Here is a 22,721-nt window from a genome sequence, read left to right on the forward strand (position 1 = left end):
CTTATTTGCAAAGGAAAGCGTCGAGGTTGAGCATGACATTGGCGACGACGGTCAAAGCGGCCACTTCGGCTGCCTCCTCGTCGCTCACGGGTTCCGGAACGGTGCCTGCCAACTGGTGGGCCTCGTCGCGGTTGTTCTGATAAGTGGGGAGAGTCTCTTCGTAGAGGGCGCGCAGGGCGTCCACCTGGGAAGAGGTTCCCTCCGTCAAGAGCACCTGGCGGAAGCCCTCTTGGATTTGCTCCTCCAGGTTGTCTGAGGACTTTTTCATGGTCCGGGCGAGGGCTTGGGCGGCTTCCACAAAGACCACATCGTTGAGAGTCATGAAGGACTGCAAGGGGGTATTGGTGCGGAAGCGGCGCAGCACGCAGACATCCCGGGAGGCCATGTCAAAGGTCTCGAAGAGGGGGTGGGGATTGGAGCGCTTGAGGTAAGTGTAAATCGCCCGCCGGTAGCGGTCCGGTCCTTCGCTCTCGACCCAGATGGTGTCGCCGAGGAAGGCGTTGGCAAAGCGCTTGATGGGGGTCGGCGGGTAGACCGGTTCACCATAGAGCTCGCGATTGAGCAGGCCGGAAACGGCGAGGGCTTGGTCGCGCACCACTTCGGCGGTCAGGCGGAAGCGGGGACCGCGGGAGAGATAGATATTGCGCGGATCCTTCTCCAGGCGGTCCGGAGTGGCCGCCGAACCCTGCTGGTAGGCGGCCGAAGTGACGAGCAGCTTGAGCAAGGCCTTCTGGTCCCAGCCCGTTTCGACAAAGCGATGGGCCAGCCAGTCGAGCAAGTCGGGGTGGGAGGGCAGGGTTCCCTGCATACCGAAGTCTTCTTCAGTCTCCACAATGCCAATGCCGAAGAGGCGTGCCCAGTAGCGATTGACCGCTACCCGCGGGGTGAGGGGATTGTCAGCGGCGACCAGCCATTGCGCCACTCCCAGGCGATTGCGGGGAGCATCGGCAGGCAATTCACCAAAGGCCTTGGGCAGAGCCGGAGAAACCTTCTGGCCCAGTTGCATGAAGGAGCCGCGGGTCATGAGATGGGTCTCGCGCTGCTTGTCGGCCGGCAAATCCTCGGTCACCGGCACGCGAATGGGCTGGGGCAGCTCTTTCTTCAGTTCCGCGATTTGCCGCTCGATGGGATTGAGGGTGTTCTCGGTGAATTTCTTGGCAGGCTCACTGACTGCGGTGGTGGCAAGGCGAACGCGACCGGCGCTGGTGCGCACCCAGGGACCCTCGAAAACCAGTTCCACTTCGAGGCGGGAGTCGGGGGCGAGGGTGACGGGAGAGGCCAGCTCCAGCACTGCTGTGCGGCGCGCGCGGAGACCTTCCTTGTCATGCTTCACCGCCCAACCGTATTTCTCGGGCTTTTCGCCGATGACCTTGCTGATGTCGTGGTTCGGCTGCGAGTGATCGGCCACGGCCTTGCTGAAGCGATGCCACTCCTGCGTGCCGTCGGCTTTCTTCTCCAGCAGCCGCACATGGGTCAGCACCACTGCGCCGCCACTGGCGCGACCAACGAATTCGTTGTGACTGACGTCGGGAATGAGCTCGAGGCGCAGGGCCGAGACGGGGCCGGCGGGCGCTGGTGCGGAGAGGCGATAAGTCGGGTAGTCCGGATTCGGGCCGCTGGCGAGCACCGAGCCGTCGTCTTGGGATTGCAGGACCACACCGTCGGTGCCCTCCATCTGGTCAAAGGTGAGAACTTGCCACGGCTTATGAGCGTCCACTTGAGTCTCCAGCTCGGCAATGCGGGCCTTGATTTCGCGGGTTTTCTCTTCGTGGCCGAAGGGCATCACCGGCATGCGCGGGCGGTCGTCGCGCTTGTCGGAGTCCGCCGTCTGGTTGAAGAAGGCGTAGAGTTGATAATACTCCTCGTGGCTGATGGGATCGTATTTGTGGGTGTGGCACTCGGCACAACGCACGGTCAGTCCCATGGTGGAGTTCACCGTCGTGCTCAAGCGGTCCTTCACCGCGATGGTGCGGAACTCCTCGTCATTGGTGCCGCCTTCGTTGTTGTTCAGGGTGAGGCGGTGGAAGGCGGTGGCGAGCTTCTGTTGCTCGCTGGCTTGGGGTAGCAAATCGCCTGCGACCTGCTCGATGATGAACTGGTCGTAAGGCATGTTGTCGTTGTAGGCCTTGATGACCCAGTCGCGCCAAGGCCAGATGTCGCGATGCTCGTCGCCGGAGTAGCCCACGGTGTCGGCGTAGCGGGCGATATCGAGCCACATGGAGGCCCAGTGCTCGCCATAGGCCGGAGAGGCGAGCAGGCGGTCGGCCGCCTCCGCCACCGCTTGCTGGGGATTCTCGCGATAGGCTTCTTTGAATGTAGAGACCTCCGCAAGGGTGGGGGGCAAGCCGGTGAGGTCCAGCGCCAGGCGACGGAGCAGCTCCACCGGATTGGCCGGAGCGGTGGGTGCCAGGCCCAGCTTCTCAAGCTGGGCGAGGACAAAGTGGTCGACCTCGTTTTGGGGCCAGGCCGAGGATGCGACTGCCGGGGGCTCGGGATTGGCGACAGGCGCGAAGGACCAGTGGGTCTCGTATTCCGCTCCTTCGCGAATCCATTGTTCCAAGAGCGCAATTTGTTCGGCGGAGAGCTTGTGGCCGTGTTCCGGCGGGGGCATGACGTCGTCAGGGTCATCGGTGAGGACCCGTTCCATGAAGAGGCTTTCCTCCGGTTTTCCGGGGATGATGACCGCATCGCCACTCTCCGGATTGGTCACTCCCGCAAAGGTGTCCAAGCGCAGATCCGCCTTGCGATCCCCCGGGTCCGGTCCATGACAGCCGATGCAGTTCTTGGAAAGAATGGGACGGATCTGGAAATTGAAGGAAATATCAGCAGCGAGACTTCCGGAGCCAAGGCTGAGGAGGAGTAGGTGACGGAGAACTCTGGACATGGTTGAAGGAGGAATCGGGGGGCAGGTAAGCAATTAAGCACCTGCCTTTTTCGGGGTTGCCGGCGGGGTCGTTTCCCGCTCTTTGCTACTTGTTTACTGCCATCCGGACCGGAAATTACCCAAAAATCGGGATTTTTGGGCCAGGGAAGAGGAGGGTTGGAGCTTGTCGGCCCCGGTTTCATTTGGCAGCTTGGCGAGTGATGGAACAACAGACTTTTGGAAAAAATCGCCCCTTGGGAAGAGGAGGGGCCGTCCTTGTTTGTCTACTCGCGCTTGCTGGGGGACCGCTCTGGGCGGAGCTGCAGGCCGACGGTTTTGCGGCTCTGGGAAAAGGCACTTCGGGAGGGGGAGAAGCCAGACCGGTCCGGGTGGCGGATGAGGCCTCTTTCCTCGCCGCGGTGAAAGGTCATGAGAAAAAGGTGATCCACGTCGCGGGTCCGATTGTTCTCAGTAAAAGTGTCTCTATCGGCTCCCACACCACTCTTTCCGGGGTGGCCGCGGATGCGGGCTTCTCGGGGGGGGCTTTCAAAATCCAAGGCGAGAACGTCATCGTGCAGGGGCTTAGCTTTGGGCCCGCGAAAGGCGACTTGATGGAGATTTCCGGGGCCCGCCGTGTTTTCGTGACCCAGTGCGATTTTCGCGATAGCAGTGACGAACTTTGTTCCATTGTGCGGGGGGCAGATCTGGTGACCATCTCCTGGTGCCGGTTTTTCTTCGAGAACCCGGATAGCCATTCTTTTGCGCATCTCATTGGCAATAGTGACAAGGCAACCGGGGATCGGGGCAAGTTACGGGTCACTCTCCATCACAATTGGTACACGACCGGGGTGCGTGGACGGCAGCCCCGGGTTCGCTTTGGCCAAGTCCATCTCTACAACAATCTTTATGATTTTGCCGACACCGGCTACGCCATTGGCACGGGCAAAGAGTGCCAGGTCCGCGTCGAAGCCACTCATTTCGCCGGAGTTCGCCAGGCGTGGAAGGACCACGGTGGCAGCAAGGATGGGCGTATCGGCTGGCGGCACCTCAAGTTTTCACAAGGCTCGCATGAGCCCGGCTACATGGAAAATTCCTTTCCGGTCTTTGAGGTGCCTTACGAGTTCCAGCCCGATCCGGTGGAGCGGGTTGCCGAAATCGTGCGCGAACGGGCGGGCCACCGCTAGCGAAAAGAGCAGCCTTCGAGGTGGTCGTTGACCAGTCCGCAGGCCTGCATCAGGGAATAGGCGGTCGTCGGCCCTACGAACTTCCACCCTCTCGCTTTCAGCTCCTTGGCCAGTCGGGTGGAGGTGGGGCTGTGGGCGGGCAGAGAGGCTTTCTCCACGTGGGCCGGGCGTTCGCTAGCCGGGGGGACGAATTGCCAGAAAAAGTGGTCGAGGCTGCCGTAGTCGCCCACCAGCTCGCAGGCGCGGCGGGCATTGTTGATGGTGGCTTCGATCTTGCCCCGATGGCGGATGATGCCGGCATCGCCGAGGAGGCGGGCGACATCCTTCTCGTCAAAGCGGGCGACTTTTTCGAAGTCGAAGTTGGCGAAGGCGGCACGGAAATGGTCGCGCTTGCGTAGAATGGTGAGCCAGCTCAGGCCGGACTGAAAGCTCTCCAAGGCGACTTTTTGAAAGAGGAGGTGGTCGTCATGGACCGGACGTCCCCATTCGTGGTCATGGTAATGGCGGTAATCGTCCGCTGAATTGCCCCACCAGCAGCGGGGCAATCCGTCAGGACCATAGGCCAAGCCCTCTGGGAGCTCACTCGTCACCAGCGGCGTCCTCCGCGTCGGCTTGATCTTCCATCACCTTTTCCTGGAAGGCCTGCATGCGCTTCTTGAGAGCCTCCTGTTCGTTCTGGGCTGCTTCCATCCCGATTTGCATGCCCTTCTGGGTCAGCTCGGGCATGGTGTGGAGGACCTTCTGGCCGAGAGGAGTTTGGTAAAAGGCGTCGAGTTCGCGCAGCTCCTCCAAGGTGAAAGTCTCGGTGTAAAGTTCGGTGAACTTGGCGATGACTGCCTCCTGATCGATATCTTCTTCCCACCAGGCGGTGAAGATCGTGTTCAGTTCGGCCACTTGGGCCTCATTGAGACCCATCTGCTCGATCATGGGCTGCAGGCTGGGTCCCATGGCGGCATGAAAGCCGACGGCCATCTGCTCGCGCACCTTCATGGTGTCGAGGAGTTGGGCGGCCGCAGCGGCTTTGGGCTCCCCGTCTTGAGCTGGTGCCAAGAGGGTGAGCAGGGCGAGAGTTGAGGAGATAAGAAGTGCTTTCATCGCACCCCCACTCTAGGTGGGTTGCTCGCCCCTGGCCATGACAACTTTTCCGGTGCGGACCGTTTCGATGATCTTGAAGGAAGAGAGCATGCCGATGGCAGCATCGATCTTCGGGCTATCACCTTGAAACATCGTGATCATGGACTTCGGAGTGAGATCGAGGGCCTTGCCGCCGAAATGGTCGACGATTTGCAGCGCTTCGGTGCGCTGGCTGGCGTCGACGAGCACTTTGACGAGGAGCATTTCCTTCACCACCGCGTTCTCGGCGGTGTGCTCGTAGCAGTGAATGACGTCGATGAGCTTGTTGACCTGCTTGATGATTTGCTCCAAGCCCTCGGGATCACCTGAGATGCCGATGGTCATGCGGGAGAATTGCTTTTTGCGGCCTTCCGAGACCACCAGTGAGTCGATGTTGAAGCCCCGTCGGGCGAAAACCTGACAAATGCGCATGAGCACGCCGGGGTTGTTGTTGACGAGAACGGAAAGAGTGTGGGCGCCGCCGCGGGAAGTGTCCTCGGCCGGGGTGTCGGTAGTGACAATCGTTTTCATGGAAAGAGTTTAAAAGTTGAAGAAAATGAAGAAGGAGACAAGGAAAAGCGGGCGACCGGAGCCGCCCGCGTGAAGGGAAGGTCTGGCTTCAGGTGGAGCCAACGGGCTTGGCCATCTTGGTCTTGGGCGGCTCGGTGATCATGTCTTCAATCGCTGCACCGGCGGGAATCATGGGGAAGACGTTCTCGGTCTTCACGCACTCGGCATGAATGAGAATGGGACCGTCGTTGTAGGCGAGCGCTTCCTCGATCTTGCGGGAGACATCGGCCGGGCGCTTGATGTTGACGCTGGGAATGTCGTAGGCGGCGGCGAGTTTACAGAAGTCGGGGTTGCCGAGGAGATCGACCCCGGATTCCCGGTTGTCGAAGAAGAGTTCCTGCCATTGGCGCACCATGCCGAGGTAGTGGTTGTTGAGGACCACGATCTTGATGGGGAGCTTGTGAATCTGCGCGGTGGCCAATTCGAACAAGGTCATTTGGAAGCCGCCATCACCAGCGATGGAAATGACGCATTTCTCAGGCTGTGCCAATTGCGCTCCGATGGCCGCGGGGAAGCCAAAGCCCATTGTGCCGGCCCCGCCGGAGGAAATCCAGTGGAAGGACTCGTCGTTCTTGTAAAACTGGGCGGCCCACATCTGGTGTTGGCCCACGTCGGTGGTCACGATGGCCTTGCCTTCGGTTTGCTCGTAAAGCTCGGCGATGACCTGCTGCATACGCAGACCACCCTGCTTGCGGTAGCTGAGAGGGAACTTCTTCTTGTAACCATCCAGGCGGGTGAGCCACTCGGCGGTCTCGAGGGGCTGCACTTTTTCCAAGAGGTGGTTGAGAGCGGCTTTGGCATCACCCACGATCTGGACATCGGGGCGGATCATCTTGTCCATCTCCGCCGGGTCGATATCGATATGGATGATCTTGGCGTCCTGACAGAATTTGTCGGGCTTGCCGATGATGCGGTCATCGAAGCGGGAGCCGACATTGATGAGGAGGTCGCATTCCACCATGGCCTTGTTGGCATAGGCGGTCCCGTGCATGCCCAACATACCCAGAGAGAGGTCATGTGTCTCGGGGAAGACGCCCTTGCCGAGCAAGGTGGAAGTCACCGGGCTGCCCAGGGTGGTGGCCAGCTGCATGAGCTCCTTGTCCGCTCGTGCAATCATGCAACCCTGTCCGGCCAAGATGACGGGGCGTTTGGCCTGAGCGATGAGAGCCGCCGCCTCCTCCACTGGAGTGGGATCGATGGTCATCGACTCGGTGGGATCGTAGCCGGGCAAGTCCAGGGGAGGATTGAGGTCTCCGGTGAAATCTCCCGAGGAAATGTCCTTGGGAATATCGATCAAAACAGGGCCGGGGCGCCCGGTGGTAGAGATGTGATACGCCTCGCGGGCGATGCGAGCGAGCGCGTTGGTGTCCTTCACCAGATAGTTGTGCTTCACCACCGGGATGGTGATTCCGAAAATGTCAGCCTCTTGGAAGGCGTCCTTACCCAACATCCAGGTCACTTGCTGGCCGCAAAGCACAATCATGGGCACCGAGTCCATCATCGCGGTCATCAGTCCGGTCACGGTATTTCCTGCCCCAGGGCCGGAAGTGACCAGCACGGCGGCGGGTTTGCCCGTGGCCCGGGCGTATCCGTCTGCCATGTGGACTGCGCCTTGTTCGTGGCGGACCAGAATAAACTTCATCTTGGTCTTGACCGTTTCGAGCGCGTCGAAGATAGGAATGGCAGCCCCGCCCGAGTAACCGAAAATATATTCGATCCCGAGGTCATCGAGGGTTTTGATGAGCGCTTGCGCGCCGTCGAGTGCTTGTTTCTTGGCCATAATTTGGGTTGAGAGGGTTTTTCGTCTCTGGTGGCTCGATTTGCAAGTCGAAAATTGTTATTTTTGGGCAAAAAGGTGATTTTTTAGGGTGCTCTCAACCTGAAAACGACGTTTTTTTCGGGAAATTGAGGTTTCTTCGCTTCTCTGGTGAGGGAAAGCGCGCCATTTTTGCCAATTGTTCTCTCCTTCGGTAAGGTGGACTCTGCGGTCTCTGGGAGGCCGTCTGCAGACTGTTTAAGGTTTCTGAAGCAAAAAGGGCCCGTTTGGGAAAAGCTTTGTGAGTTGGGGAGAGGTTTGTTTTTCAAGTGTTTTTATAAGGTCTGGTCAGGAGAAAGAGTGAAGGGGTTTGCCGTTCTTCGGAAATTCTCTTAAAGATAGAGGGAATCATTCGGGGACTATGAAAATGCACGCTTGTTTACTGGCGAGTCTGGGGGGGCTCGTCCTTGGGGGAATGTCGGTCTTTGCCCAATCGCCGCCGGTGGCGGACCCGGAGGTTTGGTTGCGAGCGGATTTGGGGGTGGTGGTCGATGGCTCTGGAGGCGTGGAGCGCTGGGAGGATCAGTCGGGGAATGGGCATCATTTCGAACAGGCCAGTGAGGACAAGCGCCCGAGCGTGGCGACGAGGGGGCTGGTGCTGGCCGGGGGGCAGCTGGGCCGTGTTCCCCGCAACCTCAATGGCAGTTCAAATTATGGCGGCACCCTGGCCACCGATTTTGTGGTCGAGGAAGCGATCGAAGTCACCGAGTTGGGGATTTTCGACCAGGATGGCGACGGGCTGAGCGAAGACATCACGGTTGCGATCTGGCAGCGTCTGGACAATGGCACTCCCGGGGATCCTTCTGATGATGCCGAGGGGGCCATTCTTTTGCAGGTGATTTTCACCCCTGCGGACTCCGGTTTGCTGGTGGGCCGGGAGCGTTGGAAGCCTCTGGCCAGTCCGCTCACCCTTGCTCCGGGCAATTACACCATCGGGGGCTGGGGCTACGGGGGGCAGCGTTACCAGTATCTGAGCAATGACAGCGGTTGGCCCCGGCAAGCGGTGCGGCGGGTGGGGTCGCGCAACTCCGCCAGCAATGCGCCGGGGAGCTGGGGAACCAGTTTTTCGACGCTGGATGATCGCTACCTGAGTGCGGCCAATTTCCGCTTCCAGCTGGCAGGGGAGACTCCGGTCGAGCGGCCCGCTCTCCGCTTCGATGGGAGCAATGATGGTCTTCAAGCTGTCGAGACCCTGGCCCTGGGTCGGCCGGGCAGCGTTTTCGCCGTTTATGAGCGCGATTGGAATGACAGCGGTTTTGTCCTCCAAAATAGCGCGGGCAATCATTGGTATCTGGACCACGATACCGCCTATGCCCTGGGTTCGGTGAGCCAGCGCAATCGCGACTGGCGGCAGCCCTGGCGGGTGGAGGTGGCCAGCCTTGCCAGTGAGACCCGGGCCTTTGTGCAAGGGGAGGACTGGACGGACAACCCCGCTCCCAACAATGCCGTCCCCGGTCGCCTGGCCTTGGGGGGCGGGGCCGGACGGTCCAATTCCCCGCTGGCGGTCCGCATCGCCGAGGTGCTGGTTTATGAGCGGGAGCTGACTGCCAGCGAGCGCTGGGAGGTGAATGCTTATTTGGCGGAACGCTACGAACCCACTCCTGTGGCGGTGGCCAACCCGGAAATCTCTCCGGCGGTGGCCGTGGGCAGCGGCCCGGTGGAGGTCACCCTCAGTTGTCCCACCCCGGGGGCGGAAATCCGCTACACCCTCGATGGCTCTGAACCCACGGCGGCAGACTCGCTCTACAGCGCTCCCTTCACTGTGGCCCGGGGCAGCGAGGTGCGGGCGCGCGCCTTTCTGGCTGATCATCCGGCGAGTGGAAGCGCGGCCCGCTATTATGAAGACAGTGCGGCGAGTGAAGTGCCGGTGGCCAATGCCGTGATGTGGCTGCGGGCGGGACTGGGAGTCGAGCGCGATGAAAAGGGGCTCATCCGCCGTTGGCAGGACCTGAGCGGCCACGGCAATGATCTCACCCAGGAGATTTCCGCGCTCCGTCCCACTTGGCGCGAGCGGGGAATGGAGGTTGGCCAGGGGCAGGCAATTGTGCCCTCCTCCCAATCGACCGCTGGGGGTCACAACTTCAATGGCACTCTGGGCATGGATTTTGTGGTGGATGAGGAAATTTCAGTCACTGAAATGTTGGCTTTTGACCATTTGGAGGATGGTTTTGCCTCCAGTGTGACGGTGGCTATTTGGTCGCGCAACGATGGGGGCACGACTCTCACCCCCCAAGACGATACGGCGGGGAGCTCTCTCATTGAAATGGAATTCACCCCGGCCGATCCCGGAATTCTCGGGGAAGGGGGTTTCCGCACCAAGGTATTGCCCGCTCCGGTGACCCTGCCTCCTGGCGATTACACTCTTCTGGCCTGGGGCTTCTCGGGCTCCAATCGGTATCACAACAGCTCCAATGGGAGTTGGAGCCGGGGGCAGGGGGTGGAGTTTGTCAATCGCTCCCGCAATGGCTCCGGGGCCGGGGCTTGGCCCACGACGATCGATTCCCATCCGGTGAAGTATGAGGCCTCGGGCAACTTTCGCTTTGTGCGCAGCGGGGCCTCGCCGACGTCCTACCCGACAGTGACCTTTGATGGCTCCAATGATGGCCTCATCGCCGTGGAGGGCTCGACCCTGCCCGCCGAGTCCACGGTCTTTACCGTCTACAATCGACGGGGGACGGACGCTGGCTATGTGCTGCAGAGTGCGACCAGCAATGATTGGTGGTTCTTGCGGGATGACGGGGCTTATCTGGATGGCTGGATCAACAATCGTGCCATCCCCCGGGGGCAGATCACGGTCGCTTCTTTGCGGATGACGGCGGGCGGCAGCGACTTTTTCATCAACAGCGACCTCTGGAATGAATTCTCCACCCGCACGGGAGCTCCCGGGCGCCTGACCCTCGGGGGCGGGGAAGGGCACTCCATCGATCCTCTCTGGGTTGATGTCGCCGAGGTGGTGGCCTTTGAGCGCGCGCTCTCCGAGGATGAGCGGCTGCAGGTGGAGAACTGGCTGCGCACCCGTTACACGGGCAGCGACCCCGTGGTGCCGGCGGTGGTCTTTTCTCCTCGCGGGAATTACGGAACGGGCGCGGTCACGGTGGGCCTGGAGGCTCCCCTGACGGGCACGGAAATCCGCTTCACGACCGACGGCAGCGAGCCTGATGCGGGCAGCAATCTCTACGCCGGGCCGCTCACCGTCGCTCGCGGCACTCTTCTCCGCGCGCGCGCTTACTTGGGCGGGGTGGCCGGTCCCCTCGGCGAGGAGTTCTACGGTGAGGAGAGTGCTCTGGAGCTGCCCGTGGCGGGAGCGCGCATGTGGTTGCGCTCTGATCGGGGACTGACCTTGGATGCGAACGAGGGCGTCGTGGAGTGGCAGGATTTGACCGGAAACGGCAATCATGTGCGACAGGGCATTGCCGAGCTGCGCCCGCACTGGCACCCGCAGGGCTTGCGGGGGGAGGAAGGCCTGATTCAGGGCACCGGTGCGCCCGGCAACCGGAATTATGGCGGGAGTCTGGGCGAGGACTTCACTGTTTCCGAGGCCGTCGAGGTCACGCATCTGGGGGCCTTCGATCATTTGGGTGATGGCTTCTCCGGCACCATCACGGTGGAGCTTTGGTCCCGTGACGACCAAGGCACAGCCAGCCGGAGCGACGATAGCGGGACAACTCTTTTGGCGAGCGAAACCTTCACTGCGGCCGCTCCCGGCGAGTTGGTAAAGACCCAACAGCGGCTCAAGGCTCTCGCCAGTCCCGTGACCCTGCCGCCCGGTCACTACACCGTCTTTGCTTGGGGCTATACGGGAGGGGACCTCTATTACGAAGGTGGGGGGGCCACGACTCTTTCCGATGACAGACTGGCTTTCACGGGGGCGATCTACCACGGCACGGGCGGGATGTTCCCTTCCATCGTCGATGGGGGGGGCGCTCTGGACTACCACGGGGCCGCCAATTTCCGGATTTTGCCCGAGGGCGAAAGTTCGGCCGTCCCGGCCCTGGTCTTCGATGGCGTGAATGATGTCTTGCAGGGGGGGGAGGAGATGGATTTCGGGCGTCCCTCCACCGTGCTGGTGGTCTTTGAACTGGATCGCGAGGACTCCGGTGATGTCTTGCAGAATACCAGCGGCTTCAATTGGTCGATTGACCGGGGCGGCTACTATGTGAATGGCTGGGTGCGGGACGAGAACTTCGCGCTCCAGCAGCCCACTCTCGCTGCGATGGTCAATGGACCGGATTTCACCACGGCCTGGCGCAACGGGCAGGAGGTGACGACCAACCGATCGCTGGCCAGTGCCAATCCCGGGCGCCTTCTTCTCGGAGGAGGGGAAAATGGCGTTTCGACCAATCCTCTCGCCGTGCGTATCTCGGAATTGCTGGTCTACGACCGGGTCCTCGATGAGACCGAGATGAATGAGATTTCCAACTATCTCGCCGCTCGCAATGGCCTCTATCAGCCCAAGGCTGAAATTCCTGAAATCGGGCCGCTGGCGGGCTATGGCACGGGGTCGGTGGAGGTCGATCTTTCTTCCGTCACCCCGGGGGTGGAGATTCGCTACACCTTGGATGGCAGTGAGCCGACGGCTTCCTCAGCCCTCTACGCCGGACCTTTTTCGGTCCCCCGGGGCACGCTGGTGCGCGCGCGGGCTTTCGGTCCCGGTCTGGCGGCCAGTCCCATTGCGGAGAGCTTCTTCGGCGATCTGGCCGCCCATCCTCTCCCGGTCACCGATCCCGCTCTTTGGCTGCGAGCCGATGTGGGGGTGGAATTGGATGAAGCGGGCCGGGTGGAGCGCTGGCGAGACTTGTCGGGATTCGGCCGCGATGCCTCCCAAGTGTCTTCCGAGCGAGCACCGGTGCGGGAGAGAAGCCAGTTTGGAGGTCAAGGACAGTCCCGGATTCTTGCCCCTTATTCCGCGGCAACCGCGCCTCATACCTACAATGGTTTCCTCGCTGCCGATTTTCAGGTCGATGAACCGGTCGAGGTCACCCACCTGGGAGCGATGGACTCCGATGGCGACGGTATCGCCGGGTCTATTACCGTGCGCCTCTTCCGCATGGATGACGGGGGAACCAGCGGAAATAGCAGTGGCGATCGGGCGGATGATACGCTGGGGGAAGAGTTGGCCGCGATGACCTTTACCAATGCTGAGCCGGGAGTGCTGGAGGAAGGGGTGCGCCTCCGTCCTTTGGCTGCTCCCGTGTTGCTGGAACCGGGGACTTATACCCTTTACGCCACGGGTTATGTGGGGGCGGACAGATATCTCAGCCAGGATTTGAATAACCAGCCCCAGCACTTTGGCATCACTTATCTCAATCGCAGTCGCTACTCTGTTCTCGAAGAAGATTTGTTCCCGGGCATCCCGGTGAATGATGATCGTTATCTCATGATGGCGAATGCCAAGTTCCGCCCGGCGGGCTTCGACCAGACCGCGCCAGCGACCGACGTGGTGGTTTTCGACGGTATAAATGATGGCTTGCTCGGTCCGGATGATTTTCTGGTCGAAAGACCCTCCACCATTTTCCTTGTCTTTGAACAACGGGAGGGAAGATCGGGTCGCCTGCTGCAAAGTGGCAGTGGCGCGAACTGGCTCCTGGGCACCTATTCTTCAAACCGTCATGGCTATTATGCCAACGGCTGGGTCTACCTGGATAGCTTCTTCCTCGGTCAACCTGCTTTGGCCATCGCTGAGCAAGGAGAGTCGGTGAGCCGCTACTTCCTCAATGGTTATCAGCTAGCGGAGACCCCCAATATCCTGGGAAATCTCGGTCGCGTGGCTCTGGGGGGAGGGGAAGGAACCTACAGTGGTGAGACGGGCAATACCGCGCTGGCCGAGGTTCTCATCTATGATCGGGTCTTGACCCCGGGAGAACGGCAGGAGGTCTCCCGCTATCTCTCGCACAAGCACGGACTGGCCGCCCAGTCCCTGCCCGAGCCGACCATGAGCCCGCTGGGGGGACTCTATGCCTCCAGCCAGAGTGTGACCCTGACCCCGGCGGTAGCGGGCGCGGAGGTGCGTTACACTCTGGATGGCTCCGAGCCTGATGAGAGTTCGGCCCTCTACACCGGCAGCTTGACCGTCTCGGCAGACACCGTGGTCAAAGCCCGCTCGTATCTGGCGGGTTACCGGCCCAGCCCGGTGAGCGAAGGGATTTTTTACATCGATTCCTCCGCTCCCGAGCCTCCTTCCCGAGCCGACATGCTTCTCTGGTTGAGTGCCGCGAAAGGTATCGAGAGCGATGGCGCGGGAGTCTCACGCTGGCGCGATCTTTCCGGTCAAGGAGCCGACGCGCTGGCTCTGGAGGTGAGCCAATCTCCCCAACTCGAGCCTGCCGCAATCGGCTCGGGGCCGGGCGTGGTCTTCGATGGTGTGGACGATCATCTTTCTCTGGCCCCCGGATACGAGGACTTTAGTCGGGGAGTGACGGCGATCTTCGTCTTCAATCCCGATGAGAACCTGACCAGGTGGGGGCGCTTGCTGGAGCTCGGACAGGGACAGAATAACGACAATTTGATTTTTGCTCGCAACGGCACGACCACCGATTTTGCTTACATCACTCGGGTGGGAGGTGCGTGGGATGAGCTGGTCGCTCCCAATGCCTTCCGCTCCGAAACCGCGCAAATCCTCACCGTGGTGCAGGCTCCGGATGGTCAAACGCGCATCTTCCGTAATGGTAATCTGGAAGTGGAGGAGGCCGTCAACATGCCCTCCAATGTTCTGCGGCACCTCAACTATTTGGCCCGGAGTAACTGGGTTTCCGATCAGTATTATTCCGGTGCGATCGGGGAAGTGATTCTTTATCAGTCTGCTCTTGATGATTTTGAGCGGGAAAACTTTGAAGCCGAGATTCGCGCAAACTATGGCATCGCCAGTTCCGCGACCGGGATCGTGGGGATTTCTCCCGATAGCTCGCCTCTTTATCCCTCGGGAGTGACCGTCACGCTGCAAAGCAGCACGCCGGGAGCGACCATCTATTACACCCTGGATGGCTCCGTGCCGGATGAAAGCGCGACTGCTTATGCGGCCCCCTTCACTCTCACGGGGTCCGCGCGGGTGCGGGCCCGGGCCTTTGCCGCCGGGCTGAATCCAAGCAACCTCTCGGAAGCCACCTACCTCGTGGGTGATCCGCCGGGAGGGGGGGACGGCTTGCTGGGCACCTACTACAACAACGATGACTTCACCGGTTCTTCGTTGGTGCGCCTGGATCCCAATGTCGACTTCAACTGGGGAAGTGGCAGTCCGGATCCGGCCATCGACCCCGACTCCTTTTCGGTGCGCTGGACGGGAAAAATTCTCGCCCGCTTCACGGAGGATTACATTTTCTCCACGCGGGACGATGGCTCGCGCCTGCGCATTGACCTCAATCAGAACGGCACTTTTGAGGACGAAAGCGAGCTCCTCATCGATGAGTTGGATTCCTCCAGCCTCGTCGAGCGGTTCGCCGCCCCGGTGTCGCTGGTGGCTGGTGAACTCTACGATATCGAGCTGGAGTATGTGGAGGAAACCAGCACGGCTTTCATGAGTTTCCGTTGGCAATCCTTCAGCGAACCCTTTGCCCCCGTCCCGCAAAGCCAGCTCTTCAGCAATGCCGAGTTCACTCAGACCGTGAGCACCCCAGTCATCTCTCCCGCCGGAGGCACCTATACTGAGGCCGTTGAAGTGACCATTGCCACCGCGACGGAGAACGCCACTCTCTACTACACCGCTGATGGCACCGACCCCGATGAAACTTCTGCCGTGTATACCGGACCCTTTATGGTGGCGGCAGATTCCGAAGTGCGGGCTCGCGCTTACAAGGCGGGCTTCAATCCCTCGGGCGTGGCCAGCGAGTTCTACGATATCGATGCCCAGCCGCCGCTGATCACCTCTTTTGATTGGAACGGCAGTCCGCTCCTCGGCGGGGAAGTCTTTGCGGCCACGGGCGAGCTTTCGGTGACCGCGACAGACAACCAGGGGGTGGCCAGCGCCGAGTTCTTCTACCGGCCTGTGGCGGGCACGAGCCGGGTGCTGCTCGGGCGCGATACCAGTGTCGGCAACGGTTTGCGCAGCAGTTGGAATGTTGGCAATCTTTCCGATGGTTCCTATGAACTTATTGTCAGGGTCTACGACACGGCGGGGACCTACTCGGAGGAAAGCCTCACTATCTCCATTGCGCTGGCTCCGCTGCCTGCCCCGAGCATCACCCAGCCGCTTGATGGACTGGAGGTCGAGGTGCCTACCGTGAGCCTGCGAGTCGAGTCGCAGCCTTCAGCCAATGTCCGCATCCGGCGCGACGGGGTGTTGATTTTCTCGGGCTATACCAATTCCTCCGGGGTGCTCACTTACCATGCCACCTTGCCCACCGGCCTGAGTTCCTTTGTGGCCACCGCCGTCAACCGGGCGGGCAGCAGCGCTGATTCCAATATCGTCTCGGTCACGCGGGTGCGCGAGTTTCCCCAGCTCACTCTTAGCTTTCCGGATAATACCTTGGTGGAAGGCATGCCCATGCGGGGCACGCTTTCTCTCCCCACGGCCGCTCCCGAGGAGGTGACGGTCAGCCTCCGCACCACTCATGCAGGGGAAATTCAAAGCCTTCCCTTGGTGACCATTCCGCTGGGGGCTTCCAGCGTGGAGTTTGATTTCGTTCCCATTCAAGATTCGCGGGTGGAGGCCCCGCTGAACCTGCAGGTGACGGCGACCGCCCTGAATCACCGCGATGGCGTCGCCAGCTTGCTCTTGCTGGATGATGACACCCCGGTGCTCACTTTGGAAGTGGACGAGACCACGGTCTCCGAGGGCGCGGGCACCGTGACCGCGCGCGTGCGACGGGGCAGTGCGACCGGATTGGCCCAATTGGTCTACCTGAGCAATTCCGCGCCCGATCAAGCGAGCGTGCCAACTTCGGTCACGATTCCAGCCGGGGCGACCGAGATTGGCTTTGTGGTCAATGTGAATGACGATTTGCTGGCAGACGGCAATCAAATGGTGGACCTGCAGGCCAGTGTGCGCGTGGGTAATCAGGTGGTTTCCACCTCCGCGGTGGTGAGCTTGGAAGTGCGTGATAACGAGGGGCCTTCCTTGACCCTGATTTCCAATGCGAGTTTGCTCAATGAAGGCAGTCTCAATACTTTCACTCTGCGTCGTTCGGGAATCTCTACGGCCCAAGCGGTGACCGCGACCTTGACCCAGATGCCGGAGGGCGAGATCAATTCTCCGGCGACCCTCACCATCCCGGCTGGAGCGGAGGAAGCGACTTTCACCGTCACGGCTCTGGAGAGCGCCGCCAGCGGGACCCGCAACGTCATTCTGCGGGCGGCTGCGACAGGGTATACCGATGGCTTGGCGCGCTTTGCGGTCACCGATGTGCTCTTGCCTGATTTGGCTGTTGATCGTTTAACGGCTCCCTTGACCGCGCGCACGGAGTCGACCATCGCGGTCGATTACCGGGTGCGTAATCTCGGGCTGGCCGACTTGCGCGAGACCACCTTTTTGGAGCGGGTTTACCTCTCGCTGGACCCGTCGCCCAGCGGGGATGATGTGTTGGTTCGCCAGGTCGAGCAGAGTGGGGATATTTTGGCCGGGGGAAGTTATTCCCGCAGTGTTTCCCTCTTTGTGCCTCGCGAGGTGGGGACCTATTATCTCATCGCCACCCTCGACCCGGTCAATGCGGTGGCGGAGGTTCTGGAGACCAACAACACCACGGTGCGGGCGATTCCCCTGGAGGTCACTGCTGCCTACTCGGCGGTGGTCTCGGCGCATGAGACCGTGATCCCGGCCAACACCCCGATTGAGTTCACTGGCTCCGCCACGAAGGGGGATGGCTCGGCGGCAGCCAATGCCATGGTCAATATCCACATCGGGCGGGGGGATTCCGAGCGTGTCATCTCCGCCTTTACAAACTCGGTGGGTCAGTTTGCCACAACCTGGACTCCGCTCCCCAACGAGGGTGGCTCCTACACCATCGGCGCGACCCATCCCGGGACGTCCGTTGCCCCGGTGCAGGATGCCTTCGATATCTTGACCATTGGGTTCGATCGGCCTCCCCCGGTGCGCTTGGACGAAGGAGAAACGGTGGTGGTGGAGACCATCCTGCGCAATCCCAACAATGTCGATCTCACCGGAGTTTCCGTGGCGGTGATAGGTGATGTGCCGAGCGGGTTGACCATCGCTCCCATGGTCCCGAATACCACTTTGGCCGCCGGAGCAGAGATGACGGTTGCCCTTTCAGTTTCGGCCGCCAGTGGTTTCTCCGGCAGCGGGCAGTTTGGGCTCGAGGTGACCACCGCAGAGGGGGTGGCCCGTGGGCAACGTTTCTCCATCCAAGCCGATTTGCTTGTTCCGGCGCTGAGCTTTGTGCCGTCCAGCTTGAATGCCTCGGTGTTGCGAGGGGGCTCGAAGGTGGTGAACCTGCAGGTGACCAATACCGGAGGTTTGGCGACGGGTGCGGTGCAAGTGCTCTTACCAGAGGTTTCTTGGATCAGCTTGACCTCTCCGGCCGTCATTTCCAATTTGGCCCCTGGAGAAACCACTTCCGTCGATATCCTGTTGGCCCCCGGCGTGGATGTTCCCCTCAATCTTTATTCGGGAACCCTCGTCCTCCGGCCTGAGAATGGACGGGACCGATCAGTCTCCTACCGCTTCCGCGTCGTCTCCGATTTGACGGGTGACTTGGCAATCGAAGTGGTGGACGAACTCTACTACTTCACCGAAGCTGCTCCCAAGCTGGAGGGGGCCAAGGTGACGGTGCGGGATGCGATTTCTTCCTCGCAAGTGGCCTCCGCGACGACTGGAGTCGATGGGCTGGCCCTCTTCGAGGACTTGCCGGAAGGCTGGTATCGCGTGGAGGTGAATGCTCCCGAGCACGATCGCTTTTCGGGCAATTATTATGTCAGTGCCGAAGAGGTCAGAACGGAGCAGATTTTCATTTCCAAGCAGTTGGTCAAGGTGTCCTGGACGGTGGAAGAAGTGGAGATCGAGGATGTCTATCGCATCAAAATCGAGACCACTTTCGAGACCAATGTGCCTGCCCCCGTGGTAGTGGCCTCTCCCAACCGCTTTGACGTCGAGGATTTGGTTGCCCTGGGTCAATCCAAGGTCGTCAATGTCACCTTGACCAATGAGGGTTTCATTGCCGCGCAGGAGTCGGCCTTCCGCTTCACGGATCATCCCTTCTACAAGTTCCAACCCTTGGTGGAGAATATTGGCACCATCCCTGCCAAGTCCTCGCTGGTGGTGCCCGTGACGATCACGCGGGTGGGAGTCTTCGGGGAGGATGGTTCGGTGGTGACCCTGGACAAGGCGGGTAAAAACAAAGGACTGGAAACCGCCAAAGGTCTGCCGAAGTCGACGAGCGTGCCTTGCAATGCTGCTGGAGCCGTGGACTACAGCTATCCGTGTGGACCCCACTTGGTGGACAAGGTGGTCGCCCTCGTCGTCAGTGGCGTGCAGGGCAACTGCGGGGGAGCGGGAGGAGGTTCAGGGGGCTATTACGGCTTCGTCGGCTGGTTTGGCGGGGGAGGTGGTGGCGGCGGCGGCGGTGGCGGGGGACCAGGGATTTCCTCGAATAGTTTCAGCTCTCCCGACCCCTGCACGCCTCTTTGCATTGCCCGGGCGACCTTGGATTGTCTGGTGGGGTTCACTCCTCTGGGATGCCCTTATGCAATCGCCAACTGTATCGCTTCAGAGGGTGATCCCCTGACTTGCGCAGGAGCAGCCTTTTGTTGGGCTGGTCCGGTGGCCAATAGCCTGTTTTGTGTGGGAGGCTACATCAATTGCTACATCAATTCTCTTAACTCTTCTTCTGCCAAATCCTTTCCCAGTGGTGAAAAATCGGCCGGGGCAGTGCTTTTCTCGGAAGAGCAACGGAATTTTGATCCGGCCGTGGCATCTGCATTCGATCGACTGAATACGATCCTCGATATGCAAGAGGTGATTCTTGGCTCCGCCGATAGGGTCCTGTTGCAACGGGAAGCTCGCTACAAGGGCTGGTTCGAAGCCATGGGAGCCGCCAGCTCCAACGGGAGTCCTGGAGATCGAGTTATCACGGCCGATGAGCAAGCCGACCTGGCCAATATCGTGGCTTCCGAGGGCCTTGATGCGGCTGAGACTGATGCCATCATTGCCCGGTGGAACCGGACCATGAATTATTGGGAGGAGGGGGTCTTGGAAGTAGAGGATGTTCCTTCCGGTCAGAGTGTGGACTTCATTCCTCTCAGTGATTGGCAGGCCGCATCGGCTCTGGTGATTGATGCCTATGCGGTCAGTCAGACCAAAGGATACTTGGACCCCTTCGAGGAATTTGTAGATGCCTTTGGCGATTTGCGGGAAGCGCTGGAAGGGGGACAGGGAGGCACCTGTGCCACCGTCAAAATCGAGCTGAGTCAAGATTTGATGCTCACGCGCACCGCCTTCGAAGCGAGCCTGGTGCTCGAAAACGAAAGAGAGGATAGCACGGTCTCCAATATTTCCTTCGAGATGATCATTCGCGATGAAAGCGGACAGCCGGCCGATGATCTTTTCAATATTCAGGATCCGGAATTGACCGGCCTGTCCGCAGTGGATGGCACTGGTGAGATTGCGGTGGCCAGCACGGGACGGGCCCGCTGGACCTTGATTCCGCGGGATACTGCGGCGTTGGAAGAAGAGCGCATCTACACGGTGGGTGGAGTGGTGACCTATGTGCAAAATGGCACCGAGTTCACCATCCCGCTTGAGAATGTGCCCATCACCGTGCGTCCGGATGCGTCCCTTTCCTTGAAATATTTCCATCAGCGCGATGTCTTCAGTGACGATCCGCACACCGATGCCATCGAGCCCGCCATCCCTTACAAGCTGGCCGTCCTGGTGGAAAACAGCGGCTATGGCACCGCGCGGGACCTGAAGATCATTTCCGGCCAACCGGAAATTGTGGAGAATGAGAAAGGGCTCTTCATCGACTTCAAGGTCATCGCCACTCAAGTTGACGGCCAATCGGTGACTCCTTCCCTGACGGCCAATTTTGGTGACTTGGGGCCCCAGGAGAGCTCGGTGGCCACTTGGTTCCTGACCTCCACACTGCAAGGTCTCTTCATTGACTACGAAGCCACCTTCGAGCACGTGACGGGTCTCGGCGACGAGCGCATCTCTTTGCTGCAAAATGTGGAAATTCACGAGATGATTCGCTTGATTGAGGCCAAGGACGGTTCTCCGGCCTTCCTCGTCAACGACGTCGTGGATGTGAACGATTACCCGGATACCATCCATTTCGAGAATGGCGACATTGAGCTCGTCACCGTTCAGGAGAGTGGCACCGTGACGGGGAGCCTGGGAGGGGGGAACCTGACGGTGACCCTCGACACCGGAGCCTTCACCGGATGGTCTTACCTGCGCATTCCCGACCCAGGGGATGGGGCCTATCGCTTGGTGGGGGTGACTCGCCAGGATAACGCTGTTTTGCCCTTGGATTTCAATGCCTGGACCAGCGACCGAACTTTCATTGGCCGGGGCCGTCGTCCCGTTTACGAGAACATTTTGCATCTGGTGGACTGCGATAGCCCGGGGCAATACACCTTGCGCTATGAGGTCGATCCGGAGGCCGATTCGCTGCCTCCCAGCAGCGCTGTCACCGCCTTGCCAGCGACGAGTTCCGCCAATATCCCCGTGGTCTGGAGTGGCACCGACAACGTGGGAATCGCTCTCTACGACATCTATGTCTCGACCAACGGAGGTCCTTGGACCCGCTGGAAGAGCAAGACGACCGCGACCGGAGCCGTTTATCCCGGCACCGTAGGGGAGACTTATTCCTTCTACTCCATTGCGCTGGATGCGGCGGGGAATCAGGAAAGCAAAAGTCCCGTGGGGGAGGCGACTACGGAGGTGGTTGATGACAATCAGCCGCCCGTTCTCACCGCCATCGCGGATCAGACCATTCAAGAAGGAGAAACCTTCTCACTGCAAGCGAGAGCGACCGATCCTGATGGTAGTGCGAGCGATATCCGCTACTCGGTGGGCTCCTCGGCCACGGGGGTGACCATTGATCCTGTCACGGGCCAAATGCGCTGGGTGACGGGCGAGAACTCGGGTGGCACCGTGGTGACCGTCGTGGTGGTGGCGAGGGATGCCAATGAACCTGCCGGGGTGGCCAATGAGGAGTTCACCATCACCGTGCAGGAGGTCAATAGTGCCCCGATTCTCAGCCAGGTCCCTCCCCAGACCATCGCGGCGGGGGGGCTCATGCTTGTGGGCTTCACTGCCAGCGATGGCGATTTGCCGACCCAGGCTCTGAGCTTCTCGCTGCTCGATTCCCCTGCTGGAGCCGGCATCGATGCCGCAACTGGAGTGCTCTCCTGGAGTCCCGCCAATGGCGATGCCGGTCGGAGCCATGTCTTCACCGTGGCGGTGACTGATAGTGGCATCCCGGCCCGGACCGCGCAGACGAGCTTCTCGGTGACTGTGCCCGAGCTGGAGAGTGATTTGCCACCGGTCTTTACCACCTTGCCGGTTCTCCTTTGGCTGGAAGGCCGTAGTTACACCTTCGAGGTGATGGCGAGTGATCCCGATGGCGACGCGGTCGCGCTGAGTGCCAACCTTACCGGGGCTCCGGGGGCGAGCTTCTCCGACTTGGGCGCCGGGACCGGGCGGGTGAGCTGGGACACCACGGGAGTGGCCGCCCAGAGCTATCTCATCCCCTTGACGGCCACCGCGAACGGGCTCTCGACCAATGGGCAACTGCAGATTCGAGTGGAGGAGGAAGACCTCTACTGGTCTTGGGCGAGCGAGATGTTCGGGGAGGTCCTGCCTGCGGGAATCACGGAGGCCGACCTCGCACTGGAGGCTAATCCTGATGGCGATGGACGGGCGAATGTGCATGAGATGGCGCTTCTCACCCATCCGCTCAAGGATGACGAGCCTCCCATTGCTATCCAACTCCTGAACCAAGAAGGCTTCCGGGTCGTTCAGGTCAGCCTGCATCGCCGCAAGGGATCCGAGGATTATGTCCGTCTCGCTCCCCAGCGCAGCGATGATTTGCAGGGTCCTTGGCAGGCCATTCCCTCCTATGACTACGGAGCTGATCTTGATCGGAATGGCGATGATGACTCTCGCCCCGAGACCGAGTCGGTGGATTTCTCCATCTTCCAATTCGGGGCTGAAGAAGACTGGGATCCGCGCGAATTCTTCCGCATCCAGTCGACTGTGATTCCTGCCAACTAGAATTCCGCAACTTTG

Annotated in this window: 7 protein-coding genes; 2 read left to right on the top strand and 5 right to left on the bottom strand. The window is 60.5% G+C overall.

Going from position 1 to position 22,721, the window contains the following annotated elements; genetic code table 11:
• Position 1: 1 nt before the first annotated feature.
• The gene (locus JIN78_RS11730) at positions 2-2,884 is read right to left on the bottom strand and encodes a PSD1 and planctomycete cytochrome C domain-containing protein (RefSeq protein ID WP_200392166.1); all 2,883 of its coding nucleotides are present in this window, start codon (positions 2,882-2,884) and stop codon (positions 2-4) included.
• A 200-nt stretch (positions 2,885-3,084) separates the two neighbouring features.
• Here JIN78_RS11730 and JIN78_RS11735 point away from each other — a divergent pair, with 200 nt between their 5' ends.
• On the top strand, positions 3,085-4,047 hold the full coding sequence (locus JIN78_RS11735) for a pectate lyase family protein (RefSeq protein WP_200392167.1): 963 nt from the start codon (positions 3,085-3,087) through the stop codon (positions 4,045-4,047).
• Here JIN78_RS11735 and JIN78_RS11740 read toward each other — a convergent pair.
• The 4 genes from JIN78_RS11740 to ilvB form a co-directional block, all read right to left on the bottom strand.
• The gene (locus JIN78_RS11740) at positions 4,044-4,637 is read right to left on the bottom strand and encodes a DNA-3-methyladenine glycosylase I (RefSeq protein WP_307833001.1); all 594 of its coding nucleotides are present in this window, start codon (positions 4,635-4,637) and stop codon (positions 4,044-4,046) included. The genes JIN78_RS11735 and JIN78_RS11740 overlap by 4 nt on opposite strands.
• A complete protein-coding gene (locus JIN78_RS11745) occupies positions 4,627-5,142 on the bottom strand; it encodes a DUF2059 domain-containing protein (RefSeq protein WP_200392168.1) in 516 nt (171 codons plus the stop codon). The genes JIN78_RS11740 and JIN78_RS11745 overlap by 11 nt, the downstream gene beginning before the upstream one ends.
• 12 nt (positions 5,143-5,154) lie before the next feature.
• Positions 5,155-5,691 carry an acetolactate synthase small subunit gene (ilvN, locus tag JIN78_RS11750; protein ID WP_200392169.1) on the bottom strand — a complete coding sequence of 179 codons (537 nt, stop codon included), beginning with the start codon at positions 5,689-5,691 and terminating at the stop codon, positions 5,155-5,157.
• An 88-nt stretch (positions 5,692-5,779) separates the two neighbouring features.
• A complete protein-coding gene (gene ilvB / locus JIN78_RS11755; protein ID WP_200392170.1) occupies positions 5,780-7,510 on the bottom strand; it encodes a biosynthetic-type acetolactate synthase large subunit in 1,731 nt (576 codons plus the stop codon).
• A 397-nt stretch (positions 7,511-7,907) separates the two neighbouring features.
• Between ilvB and JIN78_RS11760 the strand changes: the two genes are divergently transcribed.
• Entirely contained in the window at positions 7,908-22,706 is a 14,799-nt protein-coding gene (locus JIN78_RS11760) for a chitobiase/beta-hexosaminidase C-terminal domain-containing protein (RefSeq protein ID WP_200392171.1), read from the top strand.
• Positions 22,707-22,721: the final 15 nt, after the last annotated feature.

The organism is Roseibacillus ishigakijimensis, assembly GCF_016595415.1.
GTDB classification, from domain to species: Bacteria; Verrucomicrobiota; Verrucomicrobiia; order Verrucomicrobiales; family Akkermansiaceae; genus Roseibacillus; species Roseibacillus ishigakijimensis.